Source organism: Enterobacter cloacae complex sp. ECNIH7, from assembly GCF_002208095.1.
In the GTDB taxonomy this organism is placed as follows: domain Bacteria; phylum Pseudomonadota; class Gammaproteobacteria; order Enterobacterales; family Enterobacteriaceae; genus Enterobacter; species Enterobacter cloacae_M.
Map to the genome: position 1 here is coordinate 2,797,728 of NZ_CP017990.1, position 25,460 is coordinate 2,823,187.

The window sequence follows — 25,460 nt, forward strand, 5'->3', positions numbered from 1 at the left end:
AGCGCCACCCGGCAAGAAATGCGGCTACATTGTTAATCAGCGTTCAGCGCAATAACGCGTGCAAGGCCTGACGCGCACCGGGCTGAACATCATGCGGATGCTGGTAATCAATGTTCTCTATCGCGCGGCTATAGAGTGCGACCAGCCAGTCGTATACGTACGCGGTGGCCGCATGCACAGGCTGTTCTCCCAGTCGCGTCAAGCGAGGCTCGGCGCTGCTGACCACTGGCGTAACGAAGATGGCCTGCCCCTTGCGGATGCGGCTTGCCGGACGTGTTGCCACAGGCGTCTGGTCGTAACCCAGCCAGCCAATGAAATTGCCCATCACGGCATGCAGCTGTGCCGCGCTGCTTTTATCCGCTTCGACGATACGCTGAAGCTGTTGAGGCAGATCAAGCCGGTAGCTGGTGACCACCAGCACATCCGCGATTTGCTGTAATACCGAAGGCTCCAGCCCAAGGCGCGCGGCCGTGGCCTCATTGCGGCTCCACTGACGCAGATGATTTATCCAGACTCTGTGCGCCAGACGCGCTTTGTCTTTTGTCTGGAACAGGCCGCTGCTTTCCTGGGTATTCTCGGCAAACAGATCAATAGTGTCCGTAAACAGCCCGTTCACCTGCTCCTCGCGCGGCTGCTGAACGGCGAGCAGCGTTTCAAAGGCTTTCAGCGGCGGCAGCAGGCCTTCAAGCAGTTCGCCGTGGCGGGCGGCGCTGCTTTGCAGCGTGCGCACCATGTTTTCGGCCTGAGCGCGTCTTGTCCCCGGCTCTTCAACCAGCGGTGCCAGATAGCTCTGCATCAGCGATGAGAGCTCCTGTCGCAGCAAGCCTTTCAGCGTGCCGAGACGCTTCTGTCGCTGCGCGGGCAGCGTGGCCTGAGAGAGCCACTCAATGACGCGCTGCATGCTGTGGCTGTCCAGCGCCTGCAGCGTGCCCCAGCGTAAACCCGGCTTTCCAAGCAGATGCTGTACGGCTTCATCGAGATTCTGTCGGGTGGTAAAACGGGCGTCGTGAGGGGTAATCGCCCACACCAGCCCCGGCAGGGCCGATTCTTCAGCAGGCTGCGTCTCCTTGACCCAGTTCATCAACACTTTTGCTTTTTTTGCCGTGTGTTCGTGCTGCGCCGTCGCGTTGCAAATCACCAGCACATCCGGCTGAAGCTGTTGACGGTAATGCTCGAGCAGCCACTGGGACTTCGCCTGGCTTAGCGGGTCGGCACGGTTATCTTCAAAAACCGGAATATCAATAATATCGACGTTATCCAGCGCGCCGTTCTCAACCGGCAGCACCAGCTCGCGGGTCAGGAAGGCCAGCACGTCGACGGGGATGCTGATGGCGTTTAGCATTTCACCGCTATTCAGCGGATGAAGCAGCGTCTCCTGCGCGTCCTGAAGATCTAACGTGCCGTCGTGCGTCAGGAACCCTTCACCCGGCAGGCCAAAGCTGTCCACCAGCAGGCTAAGCGGGGCAGCAAGCTCGCCGGCATGGCTGGTCTGGTGCAGCACATGGGCCAGTTTTAACCACTGCTGGGTCAACTCCTGCTGCTCGCCCCACAGCAGCGACCAGACGCTGGCCCGCGTGCTGAGATCGAGAGAAGGCACCAGCCGGGCGAACTCATGCCACAGGGCATCATCAATTTGTTGTTTAGCGGCGGGTACGGTGCTTTGCCAGAAGCGGGCTATCGCACCCACTTCCTGAGCCGTGATGCCGGGCACGCCCTGCGGCTGGCGCAGCCCGCGCCATTTCTCCAGACGTGTCTCAATGACCGCCTTATCTACCGCGCGCATCTGCGGATGCAGCGTCGAGCGGGCAATAAACATCTGTACCAGCTCGGCCTCGGTGACCAGGCTTAGACGCAGCGGGAACGCCTCATCCGCCACCTCCGGGCTTTCCCGGGTGAAGCGGACGGCCATGTTGGTCAGGGCATGTCCCGGATTGATATGCGAAAAATAGTCAAAGGTGCGCTGGCCCGGCGTCACGTTCAGGCGTCCATTACCGCTGCCGCACAGGGATAACAGCAGATGGGCTTTCGCGCTCTGCGAATGACCGTAAAGCCCAATGCTGCTCTGGCGCGTCATGGCGCATTCAATGGCCTGCTCCCGCGCCTGCGCCGAGTTGATGCGAGCAAGCAGGGCGTCAGCATCGTTATCCAGCACAGGGGCGTTCAGGCGCGTCTCATTAATCCACCCGATTAAGGCCTGAGTGGTGGTCGTCGTCGCTGTCATTTCAGGTATACGCTCCCGCTGTCGATCCAGTAGTGGCTACCGCTGTGTCGGCGATCGGCCAGGGTATTCAGTTTGAAGGTTAATGCGTCAGGGGCAACCGGCGTGCCGTCCTGCAGCCAGGCATCGCTCAGCTCGAAGGCCTCAGGGCCTTCCTGCTTGCTGCCGCCGCAGAGCTTCAGCCGCACGTTCAGCACGCCGTCACCGGCAATGGCTTTCGCCAGTTCAGCCGAGTTGATGCTGAGCGTGTAGAGCGGCGTGGCGGGCCAGCGCGCGTTCGCCAGCTGGCGAAAGCCGAGGGTAACGTTACCGCGCAGCGGGAAGTGCAGACGCGCGTCGAGCTTCGCGCCCGGCTTATCGAGGTCGATATCCTGATACCATACGTTTTCCTCGCGCAGGGTATTAACAGTGTTATCCAGCACGCCGAGATACCGCACGGTTGAATACGCGCCAATGTCCGCGGCTTTAAAGTTGAAGCGCGGCAGACGCAGGTCCAGCGCCAGGCTGCAGAGCATGGCCCCCACGGCGGCCGTCGATTTCGGGTTGCCAATGCGCCCCTGCTGGCTGAACGGATACCACTCGTGCACCTGGTATTTATCCAGCCAGACGATACGGTTTACCGGCACCGGCTGCAGATGACGAATCAGCGCCTGAACGCCAGGCAGGCAGCCGGGGCGTCCGGTGATCAGCAGAATATCGCAGCTGTAATGGGATATCGCCTCGCACACCGCGTGAAGCGGCGAGGCCAGCGTAAACTGCCCGGCCAGCATTGCATCCTGCATTTCGCGGAAGTTCACATGCAGCGGCACCGCGAACAGGTCAAACGCGTCTGAACCCGCAGGCAGGGCATGGTCGATCGCCTGCTGCAGATAATTCATTACGTTGCGGGTCGGTTTCTGCGGCAGGAGATCGCCAAAGGTGGCATGCAGACCGGCCAGCGGATCGTCAACGTCGCTCGATTCCCACGCGGCAAGAATAGCGTGGCCAATCGGCATAAAGAGCTGAAGCGCCGTCTGCTGACGGAGTACCGCCTGGGTATCGATGCGCCCGGAGTCGCCGAACAGCGACGCCATCAGCAGCGAAGCGTCCGCGATACCGGATTTCTGCAGCTGCGTTTGCAGCGCGGGCAACACGTAGCGCTGAATCACGTCCAGAAGCGTGTCGTCGCCCGCGACTTTAAAGCCTTCACGGAACAGCAGCTGCGGGGTGATTTTGACGTTATTGCCGGAGCCGTCATCTAGCTGATAATGGGTGATCGCCATATCCGTTGTGCCGCCGCCGATGTCGATGGACGCGACGCGCAGTGCGCGGCCCGGCTGGCTACCCGGCTCAGGCTCACGGTCCGGGCGGGCCAGGGAGGCGAAGAAGGCTTCGGTCTGACCGCCAAAGCGGGAGATCGCTTCGTTATACAGCCAGACCAGCTGACCGCAGCTGGCTTCATCCCACTCCATCTGGATTTCAGGAACCGGCACCACGCTTTTATCCTGCTGTTTGCGGGTGACGAAATCCTCATCCTGCGGGTGCCAGCCCATCGCTTTCCAGACGATGGCGATGGCTTCAAACATGCGGCGACGGAAAATTTCGCGCTCCTGCTTGGGCATGGCCGAGGGCAGGGTCAGGATCAGGGTGCGCAGCTGGCGCGGCGACGCCGGGAAGCCCAGACGCAGGCGCGTGGCGACACTGTTGATCTGCCCCAGCGCCTGCGCCAGCAGCTCGCACAGCATGTGCGTCATCAGCGTACTGCGGCTGTACTGCGGCGAGAAGACCGGCAGCCGCTCGTCCTGCGGCAGCGTGAAGAGCGGCTCGCCGTCGTCGTTCATCAGGTTCATCAGCGGAAACGCGGTGGCAAGCGGCTCACGCTGGGTTTTGCTGTTCATCTGGCTAAAGCGCCAGTCCTGCACAACCGGCGTTTCATCCCACAGGTAGCGACGCGGGCTGGAGATGCCGCTGTTGCCTTCGGTCCCCAGACGCTGCATCGCCAGCTTGCGGGCTTCATCGCCCACGCGAACAATTGACGGCCAGACAAAGGCATCTTCGCGACCGCTTTCAACCGAGAAGTGCTGCTTGCCAAAGCGCGCTTCCGAAAACTCAAGGCGGCTGGTGAACAGGGGCGCATTCAGGAACTGCGGCTCGCTTAGCGAGCGGACCTGCAGCTCGGCGGTCTGGCGCAGGCCATCGTTGGCGTCGCCGTGGTCTTCAATAATGACGCCGCAGGTGTGGGTATTGCCCACGTCGAGGATCAGGTCGACCGGAATGGCTGGCGTGCTGAGCGTATGGGTGACAAATTTCACTTCCGGTACGGTGAGCTGTTCACCGAGCATGGTCAGCAGGTTAAGCCAGTGGGCCTGATATTCAAAACTGCGCATCGCCTGCTGCAGGTCGCGTTCAGAGCGGTTCTCAACGCCGTCGGCATACTGGGTAAACGCCTCGCGCAGCCAGCCGTCAATCCAGGTCTGGTCGAGGAAACTTTCAACTTCGTTGTCTCGCCAGGCCAGCGCGAATCGGGTCCCGTTGAGAATATCGTTTTCAACCGGGGACAGGGCGGACGTGGCGTGTTCTGCAATCTGGCTGTCAAGGGCGAGCGTGACGCGGTGCGTATTGCCCGCCGTATCGGGTGTATCCAGCCTGCGCACCTGAACGCGGGCCCAGTTATCAGGCCCCTCAACAAAGGTTCGCGGTGGGTTGAAGCGCAGGAACGGAACAGGAAGCCAGACGCCGTCCAGCACCGTCAGAGACTGATGCAGCGGGAGGGTGGTTTCCGGTTTGACCACTTCAGGCTGCCCGCCGTTCGTGCCCGGGAGGGTATAGCGCCCGTTGACCAGGTCGAAATCGAGGCGCAAAAGCGGACCGTTCGCGGTTTTACGTACGAAGCGCCCGTTGCTGGCGGTGTCCTGCGGCGTCAGACCGAAATCAAGGAACTGTACGCCGCTGTTGGCAATAAGCGTGACGCTTTGTTTATAGTCGCAAAGATTAACCAGCATAGGATCAGGCACCTGCTTTCTTGAACGTCAGGGGAACGACGGTATTGGCATCATAACGGGCGCGACATTCTGCGATATCGCTGGCGCCTGCTTTACAGGCAACCTCCGGCATCGGGTAGCGGGAGCCGTCGGTGCAGCGGGCAGTACCGCGACTTTTAATCATCAGCTCGCCGTTGCTGTGCAGGCCGGAGAAGACCTCCGCGCGGCAGACAACGTTGTCGCCATGGACAACCCGGGCGAAGCCTTTATTGTTCTGGATCTGATAGCGCATTGACGGCGGCTTGCCGGTGACCGGATCTTTCACGTCCAGAACCGCACGCCAGGTACCGTTCAGGAAACGCGTCGATCCCGCTTTCACCTGATTCGCTTCCATCACCATGGCGTCTTTCGGGATGGCGACAATCACCACCGGGGCGGGCTGTGGTGCAGGAACGGGAGCAGGCTCTTTTTCTTTGCTTGCCAGGACCTCTGCCTGATGCAGCGGTAATTTCATGGCCAGCGGCTCAACCGCTTTGATCGGCTTTGGCGCAATCTCTACGGGCTGAGGGGCGGGCACCGGGGCGGGCTCAGCGGAAGGCGACTGTTTTGGCCACAGCAGCGGGGCGGCAACGGCGGCAACGATCACCGCGGCAACCGGCAGCGTCCACAGGGGAACGCGGCGCTTTTTCGCGACGATCGGCACAGCCGGTTCCTGAACGGGTTGCGCAACGACGGGGGTCGGTTCGGGCTCATACAGTTCCTCCGGCGTGATGCGCACCACCGTGGAAGGGGCGATCAGCGGCTCGTCGGCGTGTTCGAAGGCCACAACCGGTTCTGGCTCAGGCTCGGGTTCAGGATCTTCAATCACAACGGGGGCGGGCTCAGGGACCAGCGATTCACGCAGGCAGTCGAGGACATCTTCGCGCGCATTTTCGTTCAGGTTTACAAACCCCCAGAAGCTGATGACCGGCTTTCCGTCCACCAGGAACAGGAAGTTTTCACCCGGGAACTGAAACGCCTTTGACAGCAGAGAACCAAAAAGCTGCTGTGCGGTTTTGGGCGACTGGAGGCATTTCTTGCTTAACGACTCAACGCTGGCGAGCGTGTTTTCCAGATAGCGCAGGGCGCGATAACGGTCATCTTCATCGGCCGCTTTCCAGCTGGTTACGCTCCCTTCGACGGGGGAATACCAGTCCACGCGGTCACCGCTGTCGTTGACCTGAGGAATAGCCAGACAGTCGACGATGGCCTGTTGTTTGCGCAACCGGAGCGCTTCCCGGATTTGTAACGCTGATTCAAAAACGGCTTGTCCGCCGCCGCCAACGGCCTGAAAGTCATCCAGGTTACCGCTGCGTAAAAGAGTTTTTGCCACGATTTGATCCCATATACTTCTTCACACCGTTACTTTAACGAAACGAGGAAGCAACCAAACGGGGGAAGAGACGCTAAAAGGACCGATTTCTTGCGGCATAGAAAGTGACGGTTGTGCTTGACGAATAATGGCCCTTAAGGCAAATCACCTTTTGGGGTGCTGGCTGTTAAAACAGCAAAAAACGCGGCTTTAGAATAACCTGATAGTGTTTCGTTATTTGCCAGGTCATATCGCCTGTGCTGTTATTACTGTCTTATATAATAAAACTGTCAGGGTTATAACCATGTCTACAGGGAAAACACTGCTCGCCCTTGCGCTGAGCGCGCTGTTACCAGCCGGTGCCGCATGGGCGGCAAAAAACGACACCCTTATTTACTGTTCTGAAGCGTCTCCCGAGTCCTTCAACCCGCAAATCGCCAGCTCTGGCCCGTCTTTTGTGGCCAGCTCTCAGGTACTGTACAACCGCCTGATCAATTTCGACCCGGTGAAAAACACACCGGTTCCGTCGCTGGCGGAGTCCTGGACGATTTCGCCGGACGGTAAGACGTATACCTTTGCCCTGCGCAAAGGGGTGAAGTTCAACAGCAATAAATACTTCAAACCGACGCGCGACTTTAACGCCGATGACGTTATTTTCTCTGTTCTGCGTCAGAAAGACCCTAAACACCCGTATCACAACGTGTCGCAGGGCAACTACGAATACTTTAACGATGTCGGGCTCGATAAGCTGATTCAGGACGTGAAAAAGGTCGACGATTATCACGTTCAGTTCACCCTCAGCGAGCCCAACGCCGCGTTTCTGGCCGACTGGGGGATGGATTTCGCCTCAATTCTTTCCGCCGAATACGCCGACGCGATGCTGAAAAAAGGCACGCCTGAAAACGTAGACACCTGGCCGATTGGCACCGGGCCTTATGTGCTGCAGCAGTACAAGGTGGATTCGCTGATCCGCTATGTCGCTAATCCGAACTACTGGGAAGGCGAGGTGCCGACGAAGCATCTCATCTTCTCCATTACGCCGAATGTGGAAACCCGCCTGGCGAAGCTGCAGACCAACGAGTGCCAGATCATTCCTGCACCGTCCCCGGTTCAGTTTGACGCCATCAAGAACAACAAAGACCTGACGCTGCACTCGGTCGATGCGCTGAACGTCGGCTATCTGGCGTTCAACACCGAGAAAAAACCGTTTGATAACGTGCTGGTGCGCCAGGCGCTTAACTACGCGACCGACAAGAAGGCGATCGTCAATGCGGTCTTTATGGGATCCGGTACGGTGGCAAAATCGCCGATCCCGCCAAATATGCTGGGCTTTAATAAAGACCTGAAGGACTACAGCTACGATCCTGAAAAAGCGAAAGCGCTGCTGAAGCAGGCGGGGCTGGAGAAGGGGGCGGAAGTCACGCTGTGGTCAATGCCGGTTCAGCGTCCTTATAACCCGAACTCGCGCCGTATCGCAGAGATGATCCAGAGCGACTGGGCGAAAGTCGGCGTGAAGGCCAAAATTGTCTCTTACGAGTGGGGTGAATATCTCTCCGGAATGCGTAAAGGCGAACATGACTCCGCGCTGTTTGGCTGGATGTCCGATAACGGTGACCCTGATAACTTTGCCGACGTGCTGCTGGGCTGCAACAGCATTAAAACCGGATCAAACGCCGCGCGCTGGTGCGATAAGGGTTATGATGCTCTGGTGCAAAAAGCGAAGCTGACCAGCAACCCGGCCGAGCGCGCGAAACTCTACGGCCAGGCGCAGGAGATCTTCTACCAGCAGGCGCCGTGGATCGCACTGGCAAACGGGAAAACGTTCTATGCAACCCGCAGCAACGTGACCGGATACAGCGTGAGCCTGATGGGCAGCGATTTCTCCAAAGCGAAGCTGAACTAAGCGTTTTATCGCCGGGTGGCGGCTACGCCTTACCCGGCCTACATTTGGCACCCGTAGGCCCGGCAAGCGTAGCGCCACCGGGCACATGACAAGGAGTGACAATGTCACATTTAAGCGAAGTTACCACCCGTGTCGATGCCGCCATCGAAGAGAGCGTGATTACCCACATGAATGAACTGCTGATCGAATTAAGCGATGACGCAGATCTCAGCCGTGAAGAACGCTACACCCAGCAGCAGCGTCTGCGTACCGCGATTTCGCACCACGGTAAGCAGCATAAAGAGGAGTTGGACGCGCGTGAGGAACAGCTGACCAAAGGCGGCACCATACTGTAACGATCAAAACTGGCGTCGCGCCACCAGCCAGGCCCCGACGACCAGCATCACCGCGCCGCACGCCGGGCCAATGAGGGCGCGGAGCGGAATGCCGTTGCTCCTCAGCACGTCCATCACCAGCCCGCCAATCAGCTGGCTTGCCACCAGCACGGCGATAGTCGTCGCCGCGCCAACGTTCTGATACCCGCTGATGCTGGCAAACACGAAAAACGACCCCAGCAGCCCCGGAATAAGCGTCCACCAGCGTACCGTTGCGGCCAGCTCGCTGAATCCGGCGACGCCCTGTTTCAGCAGCAGAATGCTGACAAACAGCACAATGCCGACCAGAGAGTTCAGCAGCATCGCGATAAGAATGGTGGAGGAGGACTGGGTGATACGCACCATTAAGGTATTTTGCAATACCAGTCCAATTCCCGCCGCCACCAGAAACGCCAGCGTCAGTGACTGATTCATGGGATAGCGTCCGGATCGCTGCGCTCGTCCAGCTGCAGCTGCATAAAGGTCAAGTCCAGCCAGCGGCCAAACTTGGTTCCCACCTGCGGCATCTGCCCCGTGGTGACAAAACCAAGCGTTTCATGGAGATGAATCGAGGCATGGTTTTGCGCTTCAATGCCGGCCACCATTACGTGTTTACCGATGGCGCGGGCCTCGTTTATCAGCGCGATCATCAGCGTGCGGCCAATGCCTTTGCCCTGATGGTCCGGGTGGACGTAGACCGAATGCTCAACCGTATGACGGAAACCGTCGAAGGCGCGCCAGTCGCCGAAAGAGGCGTAACCGGTGATCGCACCGTCCTCTTCACTCACCAGAACCGGGTAACCCGCGAGCGTGCGCGCCTCAAACCAGGCGATTCGGTTATCGGTATCGACGGTTTTATCGTTCCAGATCGCGGCAGTATGCAGCACCGCGTGGTTGTAGATTTCGCCTATCGCAGCGCAGTCTTCCTTGCAGGCATGACGAACGATCATGATTAACCCTCTGTGTGTTGTTCACTATAGTGTTACGTTATTCCTACGATATTACACAACCGTATAGCCCGAACGCTACGGCATAAGCCATATTTTTTTGTTATCAAAAGCCCATTGAAATGCCTTTCATACACTATAGTATGACGTCATGAACACCATAACAGACACGATGAATCAACGGATTAGCGCAAGAATTCGCCTTGAACGCGAGTCTCGCGGATGGTCCCTGAGCGAGCTTGCTGACCGGGCAGGGGTCTCGCGCGCGATGATCCACAAGATTGAACGCGGAGACAGCAGCCCGACAGCCACCTTGCTTGCTCGCCTGTCCGGCGCGTTTGGCATCAGCATGTCAACGCTTATTGCCCGGGCCGAAATGCAGGAGGGCAAGCTGCTGCGCCTTGCAAACCAGCCCGTCTGGCGAGATCCGCAGACGCACTATCTCCGCCGCCATGTTTCTCCCCGCACCGATCTGCCCATCGACCTTGTTCAGGTTGAACTGCCCGCGGGCAGCGATGTTCCGATGCCTGCCTCTTCTTATGCGCTGGCACGTCAGCTTATCTGGCTCCAGTCCGGCGAGCTGGTGTTTCTGGAGGGCGATACGCGCCATGAAATGCACGCCGGAGACTGTCTCGAGCTGGGGCCGCCAAATGACTGCAGGTTCATCAACGAAACGAATGAAACCTGCATCTATCTGGTTGTACGGCTTAACCAGTCTGCCTCGTAATGCTAATGCGATAACGCCGATCGTGAGCCAGGCTGTAATGACATTTGTACCAGAAGGAGATCCCGATGAATCAACCTGTTTCGCAAAATCGCCGCTGGGTGCTGGCCTCTCGTCCTCAGGGTGCGCCGGTCGCGGAAAATTTTCGTCTCGAAACGCAGCCTGTTCCCGCCCCGGCTGAGGGACAGCTTTTGCTGCGCACCGTCTGGCTGTCGCTGGACCCTTACATGCGGGGGCGCATGAGCGATGCGCCATCCTATTCACCACCGGTTGAGCTGGGCGCGGTGATGGTGGGGGGAACGGTTAGCCGCGTTGAGCAGTCAAATCATCCCGACTTCAAAGCCGGGGAGTGGGTGCTGGGCTACAGCGGCTGGCAGGAATATGAACTCTCGGACGGCAGCGGCCTGGTGAAGCTGGGCGAAAATCCGTCACATCCTTCCTGGGCGCTGGGTATTCTGGGCATGCCGGGTTTTACCGCCTATATGGGATTGCTGGATATCGGGCAGCCAAAAGCGGGCGAAACGCTGGTGGTCGCCGCGGCGACAGGCCCGGTTGGCGCGACCGTCGGGCAGATCGGTAAAATTAAAGGTTGCCGGGTGGTCGGCGTCGCCGGTGGGGCTGAAAAATGCCGCCATGCCGTTGAGGTCCTCGGGTTTGACCTCTGTCTGGATCACCACGCGGCCGACTTTGCCGAACAGCTGAAACGCGCCTGCCCGAACGGGATTGACGTCTATTATGAAAACGTCGGCGGGAAAGTATTTGACGCCGTGCTGCCGTTACTGAATACCTCCGCGCGCGTGCCGGTGTGCGGCCTGGTGAGCGGCTACAATGCGACGGGCCTGCCCGAGGGGCCGGATCGCCTGCCGCTCCTGATGGCGACCATCCTGAAGAAACGCATTCGTATGCAGGGCTTTATCATCGGCCAGGATTACGGTCACCGCATTAAGGAGTTCCAGGAAGCGATGGGACGCTGGGTGCAGGAGGGCAAAATTCACTATCGCGAACAGGTAACGGACGGGATGGAGAAAGCGCCCGAGGCGCTGATTGGCCTGCTTGAAGGGCGTAACTTCGGCAAAGTCGTGATTCGCGTCGCGAGTGACAATAAATAAACGGCACTATGGCGGGGTTTCCCGCCATATTTATTTGTGAAGATACGATATATTGTCTTTAATTAACGGACATGGCATTTCGCGTCCGCATCCCGGATGGGCCCGAAACCAATAAAAAAACAAATTTTGCTTTTTTGATGTTTTTACGTACTTCCCACCACCAGGCATGACGATACAGGATATATCGGACCGGCGTCGTTTTATTAAAACTGGCGTTTAAAAATAGCATTAAGTTTTAGCTACAGGAATTGAACATGCTTGATTTGGACCACTTAGAAAAAGCCCAAAGGGTCAGTCTTACCATGCAAGTTGAACACAGTTTGAAAGGAGCGTTAATTACAGGCTCACTCAAACCTGGGGCACGACTGATTACGAAAGAGATCGCCGATAAATTAGGAACCAGTATTACCCCTGTTCGCGAGGCGCTGTTGCGCCTGGTGTCTTCAGGGGCGTTACACGCCACGCCGGCGCAGGCATTTCTGGTTCCGGAGGTCACGCTGGAGCGCTATAACGAGATTAACGCCATCCGCAAGCAGCTTGAGCCGATGGCGGTCGCCGCGGCCTGTCAGAATATGTCTGATAGCAAACTGGAGGCGTTGCGCAAATTGTCGGATGCCTTTCATGAGGCCATGCGCAACGGGAACGTCCAGCAGGCATTGCATGCGAATCGCGTCTTCCGGTTTACGCTTTATCAGTACGCAGAAATGCCAACGCTTAATGCCTTAATTGAGCAGCTCTGGGTGCGCATCGGGCCCTGTATGAACTATCTGCATCAGGAGCTTAACGACATCAAAGCCTCGACATATCACTATGACGAACTGCTTTCCGCCCTTGAGCGAAGAGATGTTGTTGCCTGCCAGAAGGCGATTGATAAGGTGATTGATGAAGCGAATTTGCTTTTACAGCGACAATATTTTAACTAAGAGATTATTTAGCAGAGCGACTATATTCCGCCCCTAATTATTTATCTGGTGAATAACTCCTGATGGTTTATTGCCATCAGGAGCGTTATTTCATTAATAAGATAAACTTTTCTTTTCGCTTACTCGAAGCGATAAGAGACCGACAGCCCGACCCCGTAGTTACGGCCTGGCGCAGGCTCGTAATAACGACCGTTAGACTCGTTAACAATAACCGAGCCCGCGTACTCTTTATCTAACAGGTTATCGACGCGGCCAAAGACATCCATGCCCCAGCTGCCGTAGTTGAATTTGTACCCGGTGTTCAGCCCGACCACAGTATACGACGGCGCTTTCGCCGTATTCTCGTCGTCGGCCATGATATCGCTCATGTAGCGCACGTCAGAGCCCGCGTACCAGCCTTCTTCCGGCTGCCAGCCAAACGAGGCGTAACCCATGTTGCGGGCAATGCCCGGCATCCGGTTACCGTTACAGTCTGCGTCGCTGCAGACGTTAGTCCGGTAGGTGGCATCCAGATACGTCCATGCCATCTTCAGCTTCCAGTTCTCAGCAAACTGCTGGTCGAGGGAGACTTCCACCCCCTGACGACGGGTTTTACCGGCATTTTTATAGCTGGTACGCCCGCCAGAGCTGGCATCCACCACGATCTCATTATCCGTATCGGTGCGGAACAGCGCCGCGGTCAGCAGGCCATTGCCGATGCGGGTTTTGCTGCCCACTTCATACGTGTTGTTGGTGGACGGCTGCAGGCCGATGTTCAGGCCGCCCTGGTTATCGGCGCGATAGGAAAGCTCGTTGATGGTTGGCGTTTCGAATCCACGCCCTGCGGCAGCGTAGAGGTTCCATGCGTCCGTCACCGCATACTTCACGGAACCGGCCGGGAGCCACTTGTGATAGCTCGCGTCACCGCTGTCATCACCGTTGCCCGGCGTAACGTAATGGTCGTTGGAATCAAACCAGACCGAGCTGTAGCGCACCCCCGCATCCACAGACAGCTTCTGCGTCAGCTGCCAGCTGGTTTGCAGGTAAGGGTCAACGTTCCACATCAGGTTACGTTCGTTTCGACGCTTGTCACCCTTCACGCCGTAATCCGGCACGCCGTTGTTCATCACGAAGTTCTCGTATCCGCGACGATCTTCGCTCAGGTTTTCGTAGTTCAGGCCGGTAGTAAAGGTCACCGGCACCAGCAGCTCGCCGCGGTGCGTCCAGCGGGTATCGATACCCTGATAATGACGCTGCATATCAATCACGCCGCCGGAGTGGGAGGCTTTCAGCTGCGGCTGATACGGAATCGACTGGTACTGCGTCATTTCACGTTCGCCGGCGTACATCATTACGCTGAGGTCGTCCTGAGCGCTGAGCTGGCGGTCGTAGCGCAGGCCGGCCTGGGTCTGCTTGATGGTCTTGCGGGTGTTGTACTGATCGCCGCGTGGAGATTGACGCGGGTTATTTTGCCACTCCTGATAGCTCAGACCGCCCGGATCGTTGGCCTTCATGTCCACGCTGTTGAAGATCAGCGTCAGCTTGCTGACGTCGTCAATGCGCACGCCCAGCTTGGCGTTAGCGAGGTTCTTCCGCGCGCCGCTGTGGTCGCGGTAGCCTTTGGTGGTGAAACGGGTGGTGGAAACGGTGTAATCCACGTCCCCGGCGTGGGTGCCGTCACCCATCGCGCCGGTGGCTTTCATGCCGTAGCGCCACGTACCGTAGCTGCCGTAATAGCTGCTGGCTTCAATGGTTGGCGGCTGCTGCCCGGTCTGGGTGTTGATGTTAATCACGCCGCCGGAGGCGTTGCCGTACAGGGCCGAGAAGGGGCCGCGCAGCACTTCAACGCTCTCAACGCTGGAGAGATCGATGTTGGAGGTCTGGCCCTGTCCGTCCGGCATGGTGGCAGGGATACCGTCGACATACATACGGATACCGCGCACGCCAAACGTTGAGCGGGCACCAAACCCACGCATTGAAAGCTGGAGATCCTGGGCATAGTTCTGGCGGTTCTGAATTTGCAGTCCCGGGACGCTGCCAAGAGATTCAGACAGGTTGATGCGCGGCGCGGCCTGGCGCATATCATCGCCGTTAACGACGCTGACAGCGGCCGGGGTATCGAGCTCCGATACGGTTTGCGGCGTGGCGCTGACGATCATGGTTTGTTCTTCCGCGCTCATTGCAGTTAGCGGCGCGAAAATAACGGGAACCAGCAGCAGCGGGAGAGAAGCCTTACGGGCAGAAATGATTTTCATGAATAAAACCGGTTGTGGTGTATAAACGAACCAAATGGAACATGTCCATACATGTTAAAGGTTTTGTAAATGTTTTGAAAACTATAACCGCACATTGCGTTAATGAAAGGCGAAGCGCGAAAGAAAAACTCCACATTCAGTCCATTAATGATTACTATTCTCATTATCAAAAGACAATGCCATGACGTTGTCTGCCGGAAGTGATGTCAGCGGAAACCCCTCTTTTCAGAAAAGGAATTGTTATGTCTTTACGTCATCTGTGCTCGCCGCGTCTGAGCCTGTCACTGCTGTCTGCCACTTTACTGCTTGCCGGGACGTTCCAGGTGCATGCCGCCGAAGAGGTGCTGCGTAAAGCGGTGGGCAAAGGGGCGTATGAAATGGCGGTCAGCCAGCAGGAGAATGCGCTGTGGGTGGCGACCTCGCAAAGCCGCAAAACCGATAAGGGCGGAGTGATCTATCGCCTTGATCCGGTTACGCTGGACGTGACGCAGGCGATTCACAGCGATCTCAAACCCTTTGGCGCCACGCTCGACGGCGCGACGCAAACCCTGTGGTTTGGCAACACCCTCAACGGCGCGGTGACGGCCATCGATGCGAAAACGGGCGACGTGAAAGGGCGACTGGTGCTCGATAATCGCCAGCGCAGTGAAACCGTCAAACCGCTGCAGCCGCGTCAGCTGGTGGCGGATGACGCGAGCAACACGATTTACATCACCGGTGTCGGCAAAGAGAGCGTGATTTGGGTGGTGGATGGCGCAACGCTGAAGCTGAAAGAGACCATTGCCAATACCGGTACGTACAGCACCGGCCTGGCGCTGGATGCGCAGGCAAAACGTCTGTACACCACGAATGCGGACGGCGAGCTGGTAACCATTGATACGGCGACCAATAAAATCCTGAGCCGCAAAAAAGTGCAGGATGACGGCAAAGAGCACTTCTACCTGAACCTCAGCCTCGATACCGCCGGCCAGCGCGCGTTCCTGACCGATTCAAAACAGCCGGAAGTGCTGGTGGTGAGCCTGAAAGACGGCAGCGTGATGGAGAAGATCGCCGCGCCTGAATCACTGGCCGTCCTGTTTAACCCAACGCGCAATGAAGTCTACGTGACGCACCGTGAAGCGGGTAAGGTGAGCGTGATTGACGCGAAAACGTATAAGGTCACAAAAACCTTCGACACGCCGGTTTACCCGAACAGCCTGGCGCTCTCTGCGGATGGCAAAACCCTGTACGTGACGGTGAAACAAAAATCCACTCGCCAGCAGGAAGCCACTCAGCCTGACGACGTAATTCGTATCGCGCTGTAAGATAAAAAAAGGGAAGGCATTTGCCTTCCCTTTTTAATGCTTACCAGATGCTTAACGCGAGGTTTCTTCCACCAGCGGTGCGTCGTGTTTTTCATCGTCGTGATGAACCGGCGCGGTGCTGTGGATCTCGTGAACGCGCTTACGCACGCCGAACCAGCCGGCAATCAGCAGTACCGCCAGCAGCGGAATCGTTGCGATGGTGTAGGTACCGTTCGGGTAGTCGAACGCCATCAGCACCAGCACGCTGAACAGGAACAGCAGGGTGAGCCAGGAGGTCACAGGTGCGCCCGGCATCTTGAAGCTCACATCAGCCGCTTTGCCTTCTTTGATCGCTTTGCGCAGACGCATCTGGCAGACCACAATGAAAGCCCAGGAGGCGATAATCCCCAGTGCAGCCACGTTCAGAACGATCTCAAATACGCGGGACGGCACCAGATAGTTCAGGAACACGCCAAAGACGTAAACCACCAGCGTTGCCAGAATCCCCGCATAGGGAACCTGCTGCTTGCTCATTTTCGACATGAACTTCGGCGCAGAACCGCCCATCGACATAGAGCGCAGGATACGGCCGGTAGAGTAAAGACCGGAGTTCAGGCTGGAGAGCGCCGCGGTCAGGACCACGATGTTCATGATGCTGCCAACGTAAGGCACGCCGAGCTTAGAGAAGAAGGTCACAAACGGACTCTGACCGGCCTGATAGGCAGTCCACGGGAGCAGCAGAACCAGCAGCACCACGGAACCGACGTAGAACAGACCGATACGCCAGATCACGCTGTTAATGGCTTTTGGCACCATGGTCTGCGGATCTTTACATTCACCTGCTGCGGTACCCACCAGTTCGATGGAGGCGAAGGCGAACACCACGCCCTGAACCAGGACCAGCGCAGGCAGCAGACCGTGCGGGAAGAACCCGCCGTTATCGGTTATCAGGTGGAAGCCGGTGGCATTGCCGTCCAGCGGCTTGCCGCTGCCGAGGAAGACGGTACCCACGACCAGGAACACCACGATGGCCAGCACTTTAACCAGCGCAAACCAGAACTCCATCTCCGCGAACCACTTCACGCCGATCATGTTCATGGTGCCGACAATCGCCAGCGCGCCAAGCGCAAAGACCCACTGCGGCACATCGCCAAACGCGCCCCAGTAGTGCATATACAGCGCAACGGCGGTGATATCGACAATACCGGTCATCGCCCAGTTGACGAAGTACATCCAGCCCGCAACGTAGGCCGCTTTTTCACCGAGGAATTCACGGGCGTAAGAGACGAAGCTTCCGCTGGAAGGGCGATGCAGTACCAGTTCGCCCAGCGCACGAAGAATAAAGAAAGAGAAGATCCCGCACACCAGATAGACCAGGGCGAGAGCAGGGCCAGCCATTTGCAGACGCGCACCCGCACCTAAAAACAGACCCGTTCCGATAGCGCCGCCGATGGCGATCATTTGAACCTGACGGTTGCCCATCGCTTTGTGGTAGCCCTCTTCGTGGGAGTTCAACCAGCGACGTTTAGCAGCATGATGATCGGCTGCGCTTTTATTGCTTGTTTTCATTGAGTTACCTGTTTGCCTGTCTGAACCATTATCGTGATAGTCCTGCCTGGCAGAGCGCAATACAAACGATTGCTTCTGCGCAAACACATGTCGCCTTCCCAGTCATTCTGCGTATGGATAAGGCGAAACATGGCGAGGCATCCTACCTGCAATTCATAAGCGACGCAAAATATAACCGTGCCGAAAGTGATGCACGTCGAAGGAAATCGTGTGGTCAGAGCAGACGGCGATCACAACACGCTGAATCGTGATGAGTTTTTAGTCAAAACAATCGCGAGGTTGATTATTTAATCATCAGAATATCTTAATTATTACCAGATGGTATAAATTGGGGTTACCTCAGAGCACCCGCCGTTAACATGAAACGGTAACAGGCGGGTGACGGATCTGCGATAACGCACAAAAATAATCTCAGGCTTCACAGACCCCGAACGGCTAACCGCCAAAAACGGCAATCGCCTGCTTAAGGCGCGTCGTGCGCTCCGTCAGGTGATTCGCGGCGTGAGTGACGTTATCCACCATCCCCGTATTGTTGTGGGTCATTGCGCCGATACGGGAGATGGATGCGTTGATGAGCGTCAGCGCCTGGGTTTGCTCCTGCGTGGCGTGGCCGATCTCCTTAATCAGGGAGGAGACCCGCAGCACGTTGTCGATCATAACCGTCAGCTGCGTTTCGGTCTGTTCTACCTTCTCCACGCCAGCGTTGACGCTGGCGACGTTTTTCTCAATCAGCGCTTTGATCTCTTTCGCCGCCGTCGCGGAGTGCTGCGCAAGATTGCGCACCTCAGCCGCCACCACGGCAAAACCGCGCCCGGCTTCACCCGCACGCGCCGCTTCCACGGCCGCATTCAGCGCAAGAATGTTGGTCTGGAAGGCGATACGATCGATAACGCTGATAATATCGACGATCTGGCTGTTATCCTGCGACACGGATTGCATCATACCGATGGTCTCTTTCATCATCGCTTCACCGCGGTGGGCGCTGTCGCGGGTGCGATCCGCCATCTCCGTGGCTTCTTTAGCCGTTTCTGCCGTCTGCTCCACCGCGCTGGCGATCTCTTCCACCGCTGACGCGGTTTGCTGCAGAAAGTCTGCGGTCTCTTCTGAACGCGTTTGCAGCGCCGCACCTTCTTTCGCGACCTGCTGGCTGATGGTGCCAATCCCGCTGATTTGCGCCCCGACATCGTCAACCAGCGAATTCAGGTTCAAGCCTGATTGATTCACCAGGCGCATCATTAGCCCGATGTCGTCGATCCTGTCAAAATGGTAATAGTCCGTTTTACGTCCTGAAACCACGCGCTGCATCTGTTGCACAATAGATTTTACCGGACGGGCGATCTGCGCATGAAGATAATAGGTCAGGGCAATAAACAGCAGCGCCAGACTTCCCGACTGCACAAGTTTATCAGGGAATAAATACACCGCCAGGCAGGAGAGTAACGCCGTCGTCGCAATACCCAGATGGATGCGTTTACTGGTGCTAAGACATTTAAAGAGCGACATAAACGAAAATAAACCGCGCCGAACCAGTAACCCTTTATAAAAGCGGTAATGTTTTAATTCGTTATTACGCACTTTTGCATACAGTTTTTCACTGGCCGCAATCTCTTCCCGTGCGGGTATATTTCGCACGGAAATATAGCCCGTCAGGGATCCACTCTGCCAGACCGGCGTTACGTTAGCCCGCACCCAGTAGTGGTCGCCATTATGACGACGATTCTTCACCAGCCCCGTCCAGGTCTCACCCTGCTGCAGGGTATACCACATGTCGCCAAACGCTTCGGCAGGCATGTCGGGATGGCGGATGAGGTTATGCGGCTCACCCAGAAGATGTTCTTCTTTATATCCGCTGGCTTCAATAAAAGCGGAATTAGCATAGGTAATATGACTTTTGGTATCGGTGGTCGACATTAACGTCGAACCATCGTTAAGTAAATACTCGTTTTGTGTAACGGGACTGTTACGCCTCATGAGTAACTCCATGATGATGTGCAAGAATAAAAAACGTCCGGAAAATGCTCCGGCAAGATAAATGTGATTATTTTTATATAACGCTCTGCTGCATATTCTCTCTGAAATTCTGACCGCCTGAAATACCCGTTGTTCATTATTTTTAATCTGTTAATGCTGGCGAATGTAATAAAAATGAAAATATTTTCAGGGGCGTATTCTGGCGTCGCTGCAAATAAACGACATAACCCAAACTGAAAGAGGGAGATCGTCTCTCAGGAAAAATTGCCATGCTGAAATAGCGTTTCGTTAACAGGATGAAAACGCTATGATTTGGGCTGTTTTCGATAACACAGTGAGGTTGAGGTGAAAATTAACGTCATCGGGACCAGCGGGAGCGGAAAAAGCACGCTGGCGAAGCAGATTGCGACCGAACTGGCTATTCCCTATATCGAGATGGACAGACTCTACTGGCGGCCTGACTGGCAGGGAACGCCGGACGATGTGTTTCAGGAAAAGCTGGAGCAGGCGCTGCTGGCTTCGCCAGACTGGGTGCTTGACGGCAACTATAACCGCACGCGCCCGGTTAAATGGCGTGACGTCGACGTTGTGGTATGGGTCGATTATGGCTTTGCACGCACCCTCTGGCAGGCCGTCAACAGGGCAGTCAAACGCGCCTGGCATAAACAAGAGCTCTGGCCCGGAACCGGGAATAAAGAGAGTTTCCGGCGCGCGTTCTTTAGCAGAGAGTCCATTCTCATCTGGACGATGAAAACCTGGCGTAACAACCGCACGCGCTATGAAGCCGATCTGCAAAACCCGCAGTATGGGCATATTCGCTTCGTCCGCATTACCCGGCGCGAGCAGGGGAAAACGCTGATCGCCGACTTAAAGTCTTATTCTTAGCATGGTTTTATATATCTGATTTCCGGCAAACTAAATGTAAATTAATTGTTTCTCAGTGGTGAAATGCGCCTTTAATAATGTCGACATGTTAAGTCAAACGAGAACGCAACATGTCATGGCGAATCAGCATTCTGGATAAAAGCCCCATCGCTGAAAACGAAACGGCTGACGATGCACTGGCGCGTACGCTGGCGCTGGCGCAGCAGGCAGAAAATCTGGGCTATCACCGCTTCTGGATTGCCGAACACCACAACACTCCCCATCTTGCCAGCCCCTCGCCGGAGCTGCTGATTGCCTGGATCCTCGGGCAGACAACGCGCATCCGCGTCGGATCCGGCGGCGTGATGCTCCAGCACTACAGCCCTTATAAAGTCGCCGAGAATTTTAACGTGCTGGCCGCGCTGGCGCCCGGCCGCGTGGATCTCGGCGTCGGAAAAGCCCCCGGCGGGCTGCCGCTCTCAACCCGCGCGCTTCAGCAGGGTCTGAATCAACTGGAAAAGGGCAGCTTCGCCGAACAGCTGGCCCAGCTCGATCGCTGGATCCGTCCTGAGTATCAGTCTCATGAAGAGGCCGTTCGCGCCACGCCGCTGCCGCCGCTGCCTGCAGAGGGTTTCCTGCTGGGCGCGAGTATCGATAGCGCGCTGCTGGCCGCCGGGCTCGGCTGGCACTTTGTGTTTGCCGCGCATCTGAACGGTGACCCTGAGCTGCTGCGCGAGGTGGTCTCGACCTGGCGTAAGAACAGCACGCGGGACGTGATTGTGGCGGTACAGGCGATTGTCGCGCCGACGCAGGCAGAGGCGGAAGCCCTGGCGCAGAAGGTTGAAGTGTGGGGCGTTGAGCTGGCAAACGGCCAGCGTGTCACCGTGGCCAGCGAAGAGCAGGCCTACGCCTTTGCGCGCCAGGCGGGCAGCGAGCCGGTGCGCATTGCACGTCGGGCGCAGTCGCTGCTGGCGGGTACGGCTGAGTCGGTGCTCGAACAGCTTAACGCCCTGCATGAAAAGTGGGGTATTGACGAATTTATCATCGACACGCCGGTAGCGGAGGGGGCAACGCGCTTCGCGTCGCTGCGCCTGCTTGCCGAGGCGCGTCTTAACAAGGAGGTCACCGTATGAGCTTTGGCGAACAGCTGATTGCCTGGCGTCGCGAGCTGCACCAGAACCCGGAGCTCTCCGGCCAGGAAGTGGAGACCACAACGCGCCTGCGCCAGTGGCTGACGAACGCCGGGATTACCCTGCAGCCTTACGACCTGTCGACCGGGCTGGTGGCGGAAATCGGCTCGGGCAACAAACTGATTGCGCTGCGCGCGGATATCGACGCTCTGCCGATTGAAGAGCGCAGCGGCGTACCGTTTAGCTCCCAGCGTGCAGGCGTAATGCATGCCTGCGGACACGATATCCACACCAGCGTGATCCTCGGCGCCGCGTTAAAGCTGAAAGAGCGGGAAGCGTCGCTTAACGGCCGGGTGCGGATCCTGTTTCAGCCTGCCGAAGAGAACTTTGGCGGTGCGAAGAGCATGGTTCGGGCCGGTGCCCTGCGTGACGTCAGCGCCATCTTCGGCATGCATAACGAGCCCGGCCTGCCGGTCGGTGAGTTCGCTACCCGCGGCGGGCCGTTTTATGCCAACGTCGATCGCTTCGTGATCCGCATTACCGGTAAGGGCGCGCACGCCGCGCGTCCTCACGAAGGCAACGACGCCATTGTGCTGGCAAGCCAGCTAGTGACGGCGCTGCAAAGCGTCGCCAGCCGCAACGTCAACACGCTGGATTCGGTGGTGCTGAGCGTGACCCGCATCGCGGGCGGTAACACCTGGAACGTGTTGCCGGAAAGCGTCGAGCTGGAAGGCACGCTGCGCACCCACCGCACGGAAGTGCAGCAGAATGTGAAGGCTCGCGTGGGCGAAATGGCCGCCGGGTTTGCCAGCGCCTTTAGCGCGCAGATTGACATCACCTGGTATGCCGGGCCCACCGCGCTGGTGAACGACGAGCGCTGGGCCGATTTCGCCACCTCGGTCGCCAGAGAAGCAGGCTACGAAACCCGGCACGCCGAGCTGCATATGGGCGGGGAAGATTTCGCGGTCTATCTGCAGCAGATCCCGGGGGCATTTGTCAGCATCGGCAGCAACAGCCCGTACGGTTTACACCATCCGGCATTCAATCCGGATGAAGCATTAATTGAGCCCGCTGCCCGCTATTTTGCACAGCTTGCGGAAAAAGCCCTGCAACACGTTTAATTCTTAAGAGGTGAATATGTCTGCACATCGTCAACTGCGGCTCGGGACCATTTTGCATGGTGCATCCGGAAATATGTCCGCCTGGCGTCACCCTGAGGCCGTCGCCGATGCCAGCATCAATTTTGATTTCGTCAAAGCGACGGCGTTAAAGGCGGAGGAGGGCAAACTCGATTTTTTATTCGTTGCCGACGGTCTCTATATCAACGAGAAATCGATCCCGCATTTTTTAAATCGCTTTGAACCGCTGACGGTGTTATCCGCTCTCGCCAGCATCACCTCGCGCCTGGGGCTGGTGGGAACCTTATCCACCTCCTACAGCGAGCCTTTCACTACGGCGCGCCAGTTCGCCAGCCTCGACCACCTCAGCAACGGGCGCGCGGGCTGGAACGTGGTAACTTCCCCGCTGGAAGGATCAGCAAAGAACTTCTCTCGCGAAAAACACCCCGAGCACGCGCTGCGCTATCGCATTGCGGATGAGTATCTCGACGTGGTGAAAGGGCTGTGGGATTCCTGGGAAGGCGACGCCTTTGTGCGCAATAAAGAGAGCGGTCAGTTTTTTGACCCGGCAAAATTGCATACCCTGGACCACCGCGGTGATTTCTTCCAGGTTGCCGGCCCGCTGAATATTGGTCGAACGCCACAGGGGCGGCCGATTGTCTTTCAGGCGGGAGCGTCGGACGACGGGAAAAAGCTGGCGGCGAAACATGCCGACGCCATTTTTACCCATCACGAAACGCTCGACGAAGCGAAAGCCTTTTACCGCGACGTGAAGCAGCAGCTGGAAAGTAACGGACGCCGCGCGTCAGATTTACATATTTTCCAGGGCGTCAGCGTGATTGTGGGTAAAGACGCCGATAACGTGGAAAACCAGTATCAGACCACGGCGGCGCTGGTGTCGATTAACGATGCCCTCAACTACCTCGGACGCTATTTCGAGCATCACGATTTCAGCCAGTATCCGCTCGACGAGCCGTTCCCGGATATCGGCGACTTAGGCAAAAACAGCTTCCGCAGCACCACCGATGAAATTAAGCGTAACGCCCGCGAGCGCAGCTTAACCCTGCGTCAGGTGGCGCTTGAAGCCGCTTCGCCTCGCCCGCGCTTTTCCGGTACGCCGGAAGAGGTGGCCGACGGCCTGCAGGCCTGGTTTGAAGGCTATGCCGCAGACGGCTTCATCATCCAGGGCGGCACGCCGGACACCTTCCCGCGCTTTGTTGACCAGGTGGTGCCTGTTTTACAGGCGCGCGGCCTGTTCCGTACCGACTACCCGGGCACCACGCTGCGCGAAAGTTTGGGTTTAGACGAACCTGGAAACCAATACACACAACAATAAAAGAGAACCCCGCTATGCAGAAAACAACGCTTATTCTGGCGCTCGCGCTGGCCTTTTCCCCTGCCGTCTGGGCAGAGAATGTGAATATTAACGGCACCGGCGTGAGCATCGAGGCCAATAAAACGCCTGTTAATACCGCTAAAAACAACGATGCGGTGGCACAGCTGCCGAAAGACTATCGCTTTGCCGTCCCGGGGAAATTTACCGTGGCGGTGGCGGGCCTCAATCAACCGCCGCTGACGGTGTTTTCCGATGACAACAAAACGCTGTTAGGGAGTGAAGTGGACGTCGCCCGTCTGGTCGCTGACAGCCTGGGGCTAGAGCTAAACGTAGTGCCGACCTCCTGGGAAGACTGGCCGCTGGGCGTGGCCTCCGGGAAATATGATGCCGCCATCAGCAACATTACCGTCACCAAAGAGCGTAAAGAGAAATTTGACTTTGCCACCTACCGCAAAGACTCCCTCGGGTTCTACGTGAAATCAACCAGCCCGATCAAGTCGCTGCAGAAGGCTGAGGACATCGCCGGGCTGCGGATTATCGTCGGCTCCGGCACCAACCAGGAGGCCATCCTGCTGGCCTGGAATGCCGAAAATCTGAAGAAGGGCCTGAAGCCCTTTACCCCGATCTACACCAAAGACGATGCGGCACAAACGCTGGCGCTGCAGTCGGGGCGCGCGGATGCCTACTTTGGTCCGAACGTGATTGGCGCCTGGAAAGCGGCTCTGAACGGGAAAACCAAACTGGTGGGTAGCGTCGACGGCGGCTGGCCGAAGGCGGCGCACATTGCGGTCACGCTGAAGAAAGGCAGCGGGCTGGTTGAGCCGGTGCAAACCGCGCTGAACGGCGTCATCAAAAACGGCGACTACGACAAAGTGCTGAACCGCTGGGGGGAAGGCGTTGAGCGTATTCCTCAGTCAGAAGTGAATCCGGCTGGCCTGGGCGATTAAGGAGGCGTGATGAGCGAACGATTTCGTGATGTTTCCCCGGAAGACGCCGAGCTTCAGCCCATTATCGAAGGGCTGTTCGGTGAATATGCCGCCCGCTACGGGGACTACTTCTCCAAAGACGCGGAGGTTGAGCTCACCGAATGGTATTTAGCGCCGCAGGGGCTGTTTATCGTTCTGGAGCGCGACGGGAAGATTATCGCCACCGGCGCGTACAAACCTTTCGACGAACGCACCGCGGAAATCAAACGCATCTGGACGGACAAAACCCTGCGTCAGCAGGGGCTTGCCGGGCGCGTGGTGCAGGAGCTCGAGCGCAGGGCGGTGCTGGCAGGATACAGCCAAATTTATCTGACAACCGGCTTTCGCCAGCCGGAAGCGGTACGGCTCTATCTCAGCCAGGGCTATCAGGCGCAGTTCGATCTGAACCGCGATCCGGAAGAGTACAGCCAGCCGCCGTTTGACGGCCGGCTGCGCTTCACCAAAACGCTGGTACGCGAAGCGTTCAGTAAAACCGCATGAG

General features: G+C 57.4%; 18 protein-coding genes and 1 pseudogene. 11 read left to right on the forward strand and 8 right to left on the reverse strand.

What is annotated here, in order from left to right; genetic code table 11:
- Positions 1 to 43 precede the first annotated feature (43 nt).
- Genes WM95_RS13795 through WM95_RS13805 form a run of 3 tightly spaced genes read right to left on the reverse strand, consistent with a single transcriptional unit; the run spans position 44 to position 6,550 of the window.
- Positions 44 to 2,221 carry a virulence factor SrfC family protein gene (locus WM95_RS13795; protein ID WP_088544807.1) on the reverse strand — a complete coding sequence of 726 codons (2,178 nt, stop codon included), beginning with the start codon at positions 2,219 to 2,221 and terminating at the stop codon, positions 44 to 46.
- Positions 2,218 to 5,199, reverse strand: coding sequence for a virulence factor SrfB (locus tag WM95_RS13800; protein ID WP_063408842.1), 2,982 nt, complete (start codon positions 5,197 to 5,199; stop codon positions 2,218 to 2,220). The genes WM95_RS13795 and WM95_RS13800 overlap by 4 nt, the downstream gene beginning before the upstream one ends.
- 4 nt (positions 5,200 to 5,203) lie before the next feature.
- Positions 5,204 to 6,550, reverse strand: coding sequence for an SrfA family protein (locus WM95_RS13805; protein ID WP_063408841.1), 1,347 nt, complete (start codon positions 6,548 to 6,550; stop codon positions 5,204 to 5,206).
- A 283-nt stretch (positions 6,551 to 6,833) separates the two neighbouring features.
- Here WM95_RS13805 and WM95_RS13810 point away from each other — a divergent pair, with 283 nt between their 5' ends.
- Together WM95_RS13810 and WM95_RS13815 are read left to right on the forward strand one after the other, a co-directional pair.
- On the forward strand, positions 6,834 to 8,432 hold the full coding sequence (locus WM95_RS13810) for an ABC transporter substrate-binding protein (protein WP_063408840.1): 1,599 nt from the start codon (positions 6,834 to 6,836) through the stop codon (positions 8,430 to 8,432).
- Positions 8,433 to 8,533: 101 nt separating this feature from the next.
- Positions 8,534 to 8,767, forward strand: a complete 234-nt coding sequence (locus tag WM95_RS13815; RefSeq protein WP_063408839.1) for a YdcY family protein — start codon at positions 8,534 to 8,536, stop codon at positions 8,765 to 8,767.
- Positions 8,768 to 8,770: 3 nt separating this feature from the next.
- Here the strand turns inward: WM95_RS13815 and WM95_RS13820 are convergent, their stop codons facing one another.
- On the reverse strand, positions 8,771 to 9,220 hold the full coding sequence (locus WM95_RS13820; protein ID WP_045354169.1) for a DMT family transporter: 450 nt from the start codon (positions 9,218 to 9,220) through the stop codon (positions 8,771 to 8,773).
- Complete coding sequence (locus WM95_RS13825) at positions 9,217 to 9,735, reverse strand: GNAT family N-acetyltransferase (protein WP_063408838.1); 519 nt, start codon at positions 9,733 to 9,735, stop codon at positions 9,217 to 9,219. Before WM95_RS13825 ends, WM95_RS13820 begins: the two co-directional genes overlap by 4 nt.
- Before the next feature lie 148 nt (positions 9,736 to 9,883).
- On the opposite strand from WM95_RS13825, the gene WM95_RS13830 reads away from it, so the two are divergent.
- The 3 genes from WM95_RS13830 to WM95_RS13840 all read left to right on the forward strand — a co-directional run bounded on the left by WM95_RS13830 (position 9,884) and on the right by WM95_RS13840 (position 12,488).
- The gene (locus tag WM95_RS13830; protein ID WP_048977272.1) at positions 9,884 to 10,459 is read left to right on the forward strand and encodes a helix-turn-helix domain-containing protein; all 576 of its coding nucleotides are present in this window, start codon (positions 9,884 to 9,886) and stop codon (positions 10,457 to 10,459) included.
- Between the two features lie 65 nt (positions 10,460 to 10,524).
- Positions 10,525 to 11,565 (forward strand): NADP-dependent oxidoreductase, encoded by a 1,041-nt coding sequence (locus WM95_RS13835; RefSeq protein WP_063408837.1) that lies wholly within the window; start codon positions 10,525 to 10,527, stop codon positions 11,563 to 11,565.
- Between the two features lie 254 nt (positions 11,566 to 11,819).
- Positions 11,820 to 12,488, forward strand: coding sequence for a GntR family transcriptional regulator (locus tag WM95_RS13840; protein WP_023311981.1), 669 nt, complete (start codon positions 11,820 to 11,822; stop codon positions 12,486 to 12,488).
- Positions 12,489 to 12,607: 119 nt separating this feature from the next.
- On the opposite strand, the gene pqqU is transcribed toward WM95_RS13840, so the two are convergent.
- On the reverse strand, positions 12,608 to 14,722 hold the full coding sequence (pqqU, locus tag WM95_RS13845) for a TonB-dependent receptor PqqU (protein WP_063408836.1): 2,115 nt from the start codon (positions 14,720 to 14,722) through the stop codon (positions 12,608 to 12,610).
- Between the two features lie 242 nt (positions 14,723 to 14,964).
- Here pqqU and yncE point away from each other — a divergent pair, with 242 nt between their 5' ends.
- Complete coding sequence (gene yncE, locus WM95_RS13850; RefSeq protein ID WP_063408835.1) at positions 14,965 to 16,026, forward strand: 7-bladed beta-propeller protein YncE; 1,062 nt, start codon at positions 14,965 to 14,967, stop codon at positions 16,024 to 16,026.
- Between the two features lie 51 nt (positions 16,027 to 16,077).
- On the opposite strand, the gene ansP is transcribed toward yncE, so the two are convergent.
- Both ansP and WM95_RS13860 read right to left on the reverse strand, forming a co-directional pair.
- Positions 16,078 to 17,574, reverse strand: a complete 1,497-nt coding sequence (gene ansP / locus WM95_RS13855) for an L-asparagine permease (RefSeq protein WP_023311978.1) — start codon at positions 17,572 to 17,574, stop codon at positions 16,078 to 16,080.
- 435 nt (positions 17,575 to 18,009) lie between these two features.
- Positions 18,010 to 19,545, reverse strand: coding sequence for a methyl-accepting chemotaxis protein (locus WM95_RS13860; protein WP_063409415.1), 1,536 nt, complete (start codon positions 19,543 to 19,545; stop codon positions 18,010 to 18,012).
- 345 nt (positions 19,546 to 19,890) lie between these two features.
- Here WM95_RS13860 and WM95_RS13865 point away from each other — a divergent pair, with 345 nt between their 5' ends.
- The 5 genes and pseudogenes from WM95_RS13865 (at position 19,891) to WM95_RS13890 (ending at position 25,459) form a co-directional block, all read left to right on the forward strand.
- On the forward strand, positions 19,891 to 20,430 hold the full coding sequence (locus WM95_RS13865; RefSeq protein ID WP_063409414.1) for an AAA family ATPase: 540 nt from the start codon (positions 19,891 to 19,893) through the stop codon (positions 20,428 to 20,430).
- Between the two features lie 110 nt (positions 20,431 to 20,540).
- A complete protein-coding gene (locus WM95_RS13870; protein ID WP_063409413.1) occupies positions 20,541 to 21,542 on the forward strand; it encodes an LLM class flavin-dependent oxidoreductase in 1,002 nt (333 codons plus the stop codon).
- A complete protein-coding gene (locus tag WM95_RS13875; RefSeq protein WP_063409412.1) occupies positions 21,539 to 22,660 on the forward strand; it encodes an amidohydrolase in 1,122 nt (373 codons plus the stop codon). Before WM95_RS13870 ends, WM95_RS13875 begins: the two co-directional genes overlap by 4 nt.
- 16 nt (positions 22,661 to 22,676) lie before the next feature.
- Positions 22,677 to 24,940 (forward strand): annotated as a pseudogene (locus WM95_RS27625) (NtaA/DmoA family FMN-dependent monooxygenase).
- 9 nt (positions 24,941 to 24,949) lie between these two features.
- The gene (locus WM95_RS13890) at positions 24,950 to 25,459 is read left to right on the forward strand and encodes a GNAT family N-acetyltransferase (protein WP_032656866.1); all 510 of its coding nucleotides are present in this window, start codon (positions 24,950 to 24,952) and stop codon (positions 25,457 to 25,459) included.
- Position 25,460: the final 1 nt, after the last annotated feature.

Coding starts and splice junctions, on each gene's coding strand:
- WM95_RS13795 (WP_088544807.1), bottom strand. CDS start 2,221: ATGACAGCGACGACGACCACCACTCAGGCCTTAATCGGGTGGATTAAT.
- WM95_RS13800 (WP_063408842.1), bottom strand. CDS start 5,199: ATGCTGGTTAATCTTTGCGACTATAAACAAAGCGTCACGCTTATTGCC.
- WM95_RS13810 (WP_063408840.1), top strand. CDS start 6,834: ATGTCTACAGGGAAAACACTGCTCGCCCTTGCGCTGAGCGCGCTGTTA.
- WM95_RS13815 (WP_063408839.1), top strand. CDS start 8,534: ATGTCACATTTAAGCGAAGTTACCACCCGTGTCGATGCCGCCATCGAA.
- WM95_RS13820 (WP_045354169.1), bottom strand. CDS start 9,220: ATGAATCAGTCACTGACGCTGGCGTTTCTGGTGGCGGCGGGAATTGGA.
- WM95_RS13825 (WP_063408838.1), bottom strand. CDS start 9,735: ATGATCGTTCGTCATGCCTGCAAGGAAGACTGCGCTGCGATAGGCGAA.
- WM95_RS13830 (WP_048977272.1), top strand. CDS start 9,884: ATGAACACCATAACAGACACGATGAATCAACGGATTAGCGCAAGAATT.
- WM95_RS13835 (WP_063408837.1), top strand. CDS start 10,525: ATGAATCAACCTGTTTCGCAAAATCGCCGCTGGGTGCTGGCCTCTCGT.
- WM95_RS13840 (WP_023311981.1), top strand. CDS start 11,820: ATGCTTGATTTGGACCACTTAGAAAAAGCCCAAAGGGTCAGTCTTACC.
- pqqU (WP_063408836.1), bottom strand. CDS start 14,722: ATGAAAATCATTTCTGCCCGTAAGGCTTCTCTCCCGCTGCTGCTGGTT.
- yncE (WP_063408835.1), top strand. CDS start 14,965: ATGTCTTTACGTCATCTGTGCTCGCCGCGTCTGAGCCTGTCACTGCTG.
- ansP (WP_023311978.1), bottom strand. CDS start 17,574: ATGAAAACAAGCAATAAAAGCGCAGCCGATCATCATGCTGCTAAACGT.
- WM95_RS13860 (WP_063409415.1), bottom strand. CDS start 19,545: ATGAGGCGTAACAGTCCCGTTACACAAAACGAGTATTTACTTAACGAT.
- WM95_RS13870 (WP_063409413.1), top strand. CDS start 20,541: ATGTCATGGCGAATCAGCATTCTGGATAAAAGCCCCATCGCTGAAAAC.
- WM95_RS13875 (WP_063409412.1), top strand. CDS start 21,539: ATGAGCTTTGGCGAACAGCTGATTGCCTGGCGTCGCGAGCTGCACCAG.
- WM95_RS13890 (WP_032656866.1), top strand. CDS start 24,950: ATGAGCGAACGATTTCGTGATGTTTCCCCGGAAGACGCCGAGCTTCAG.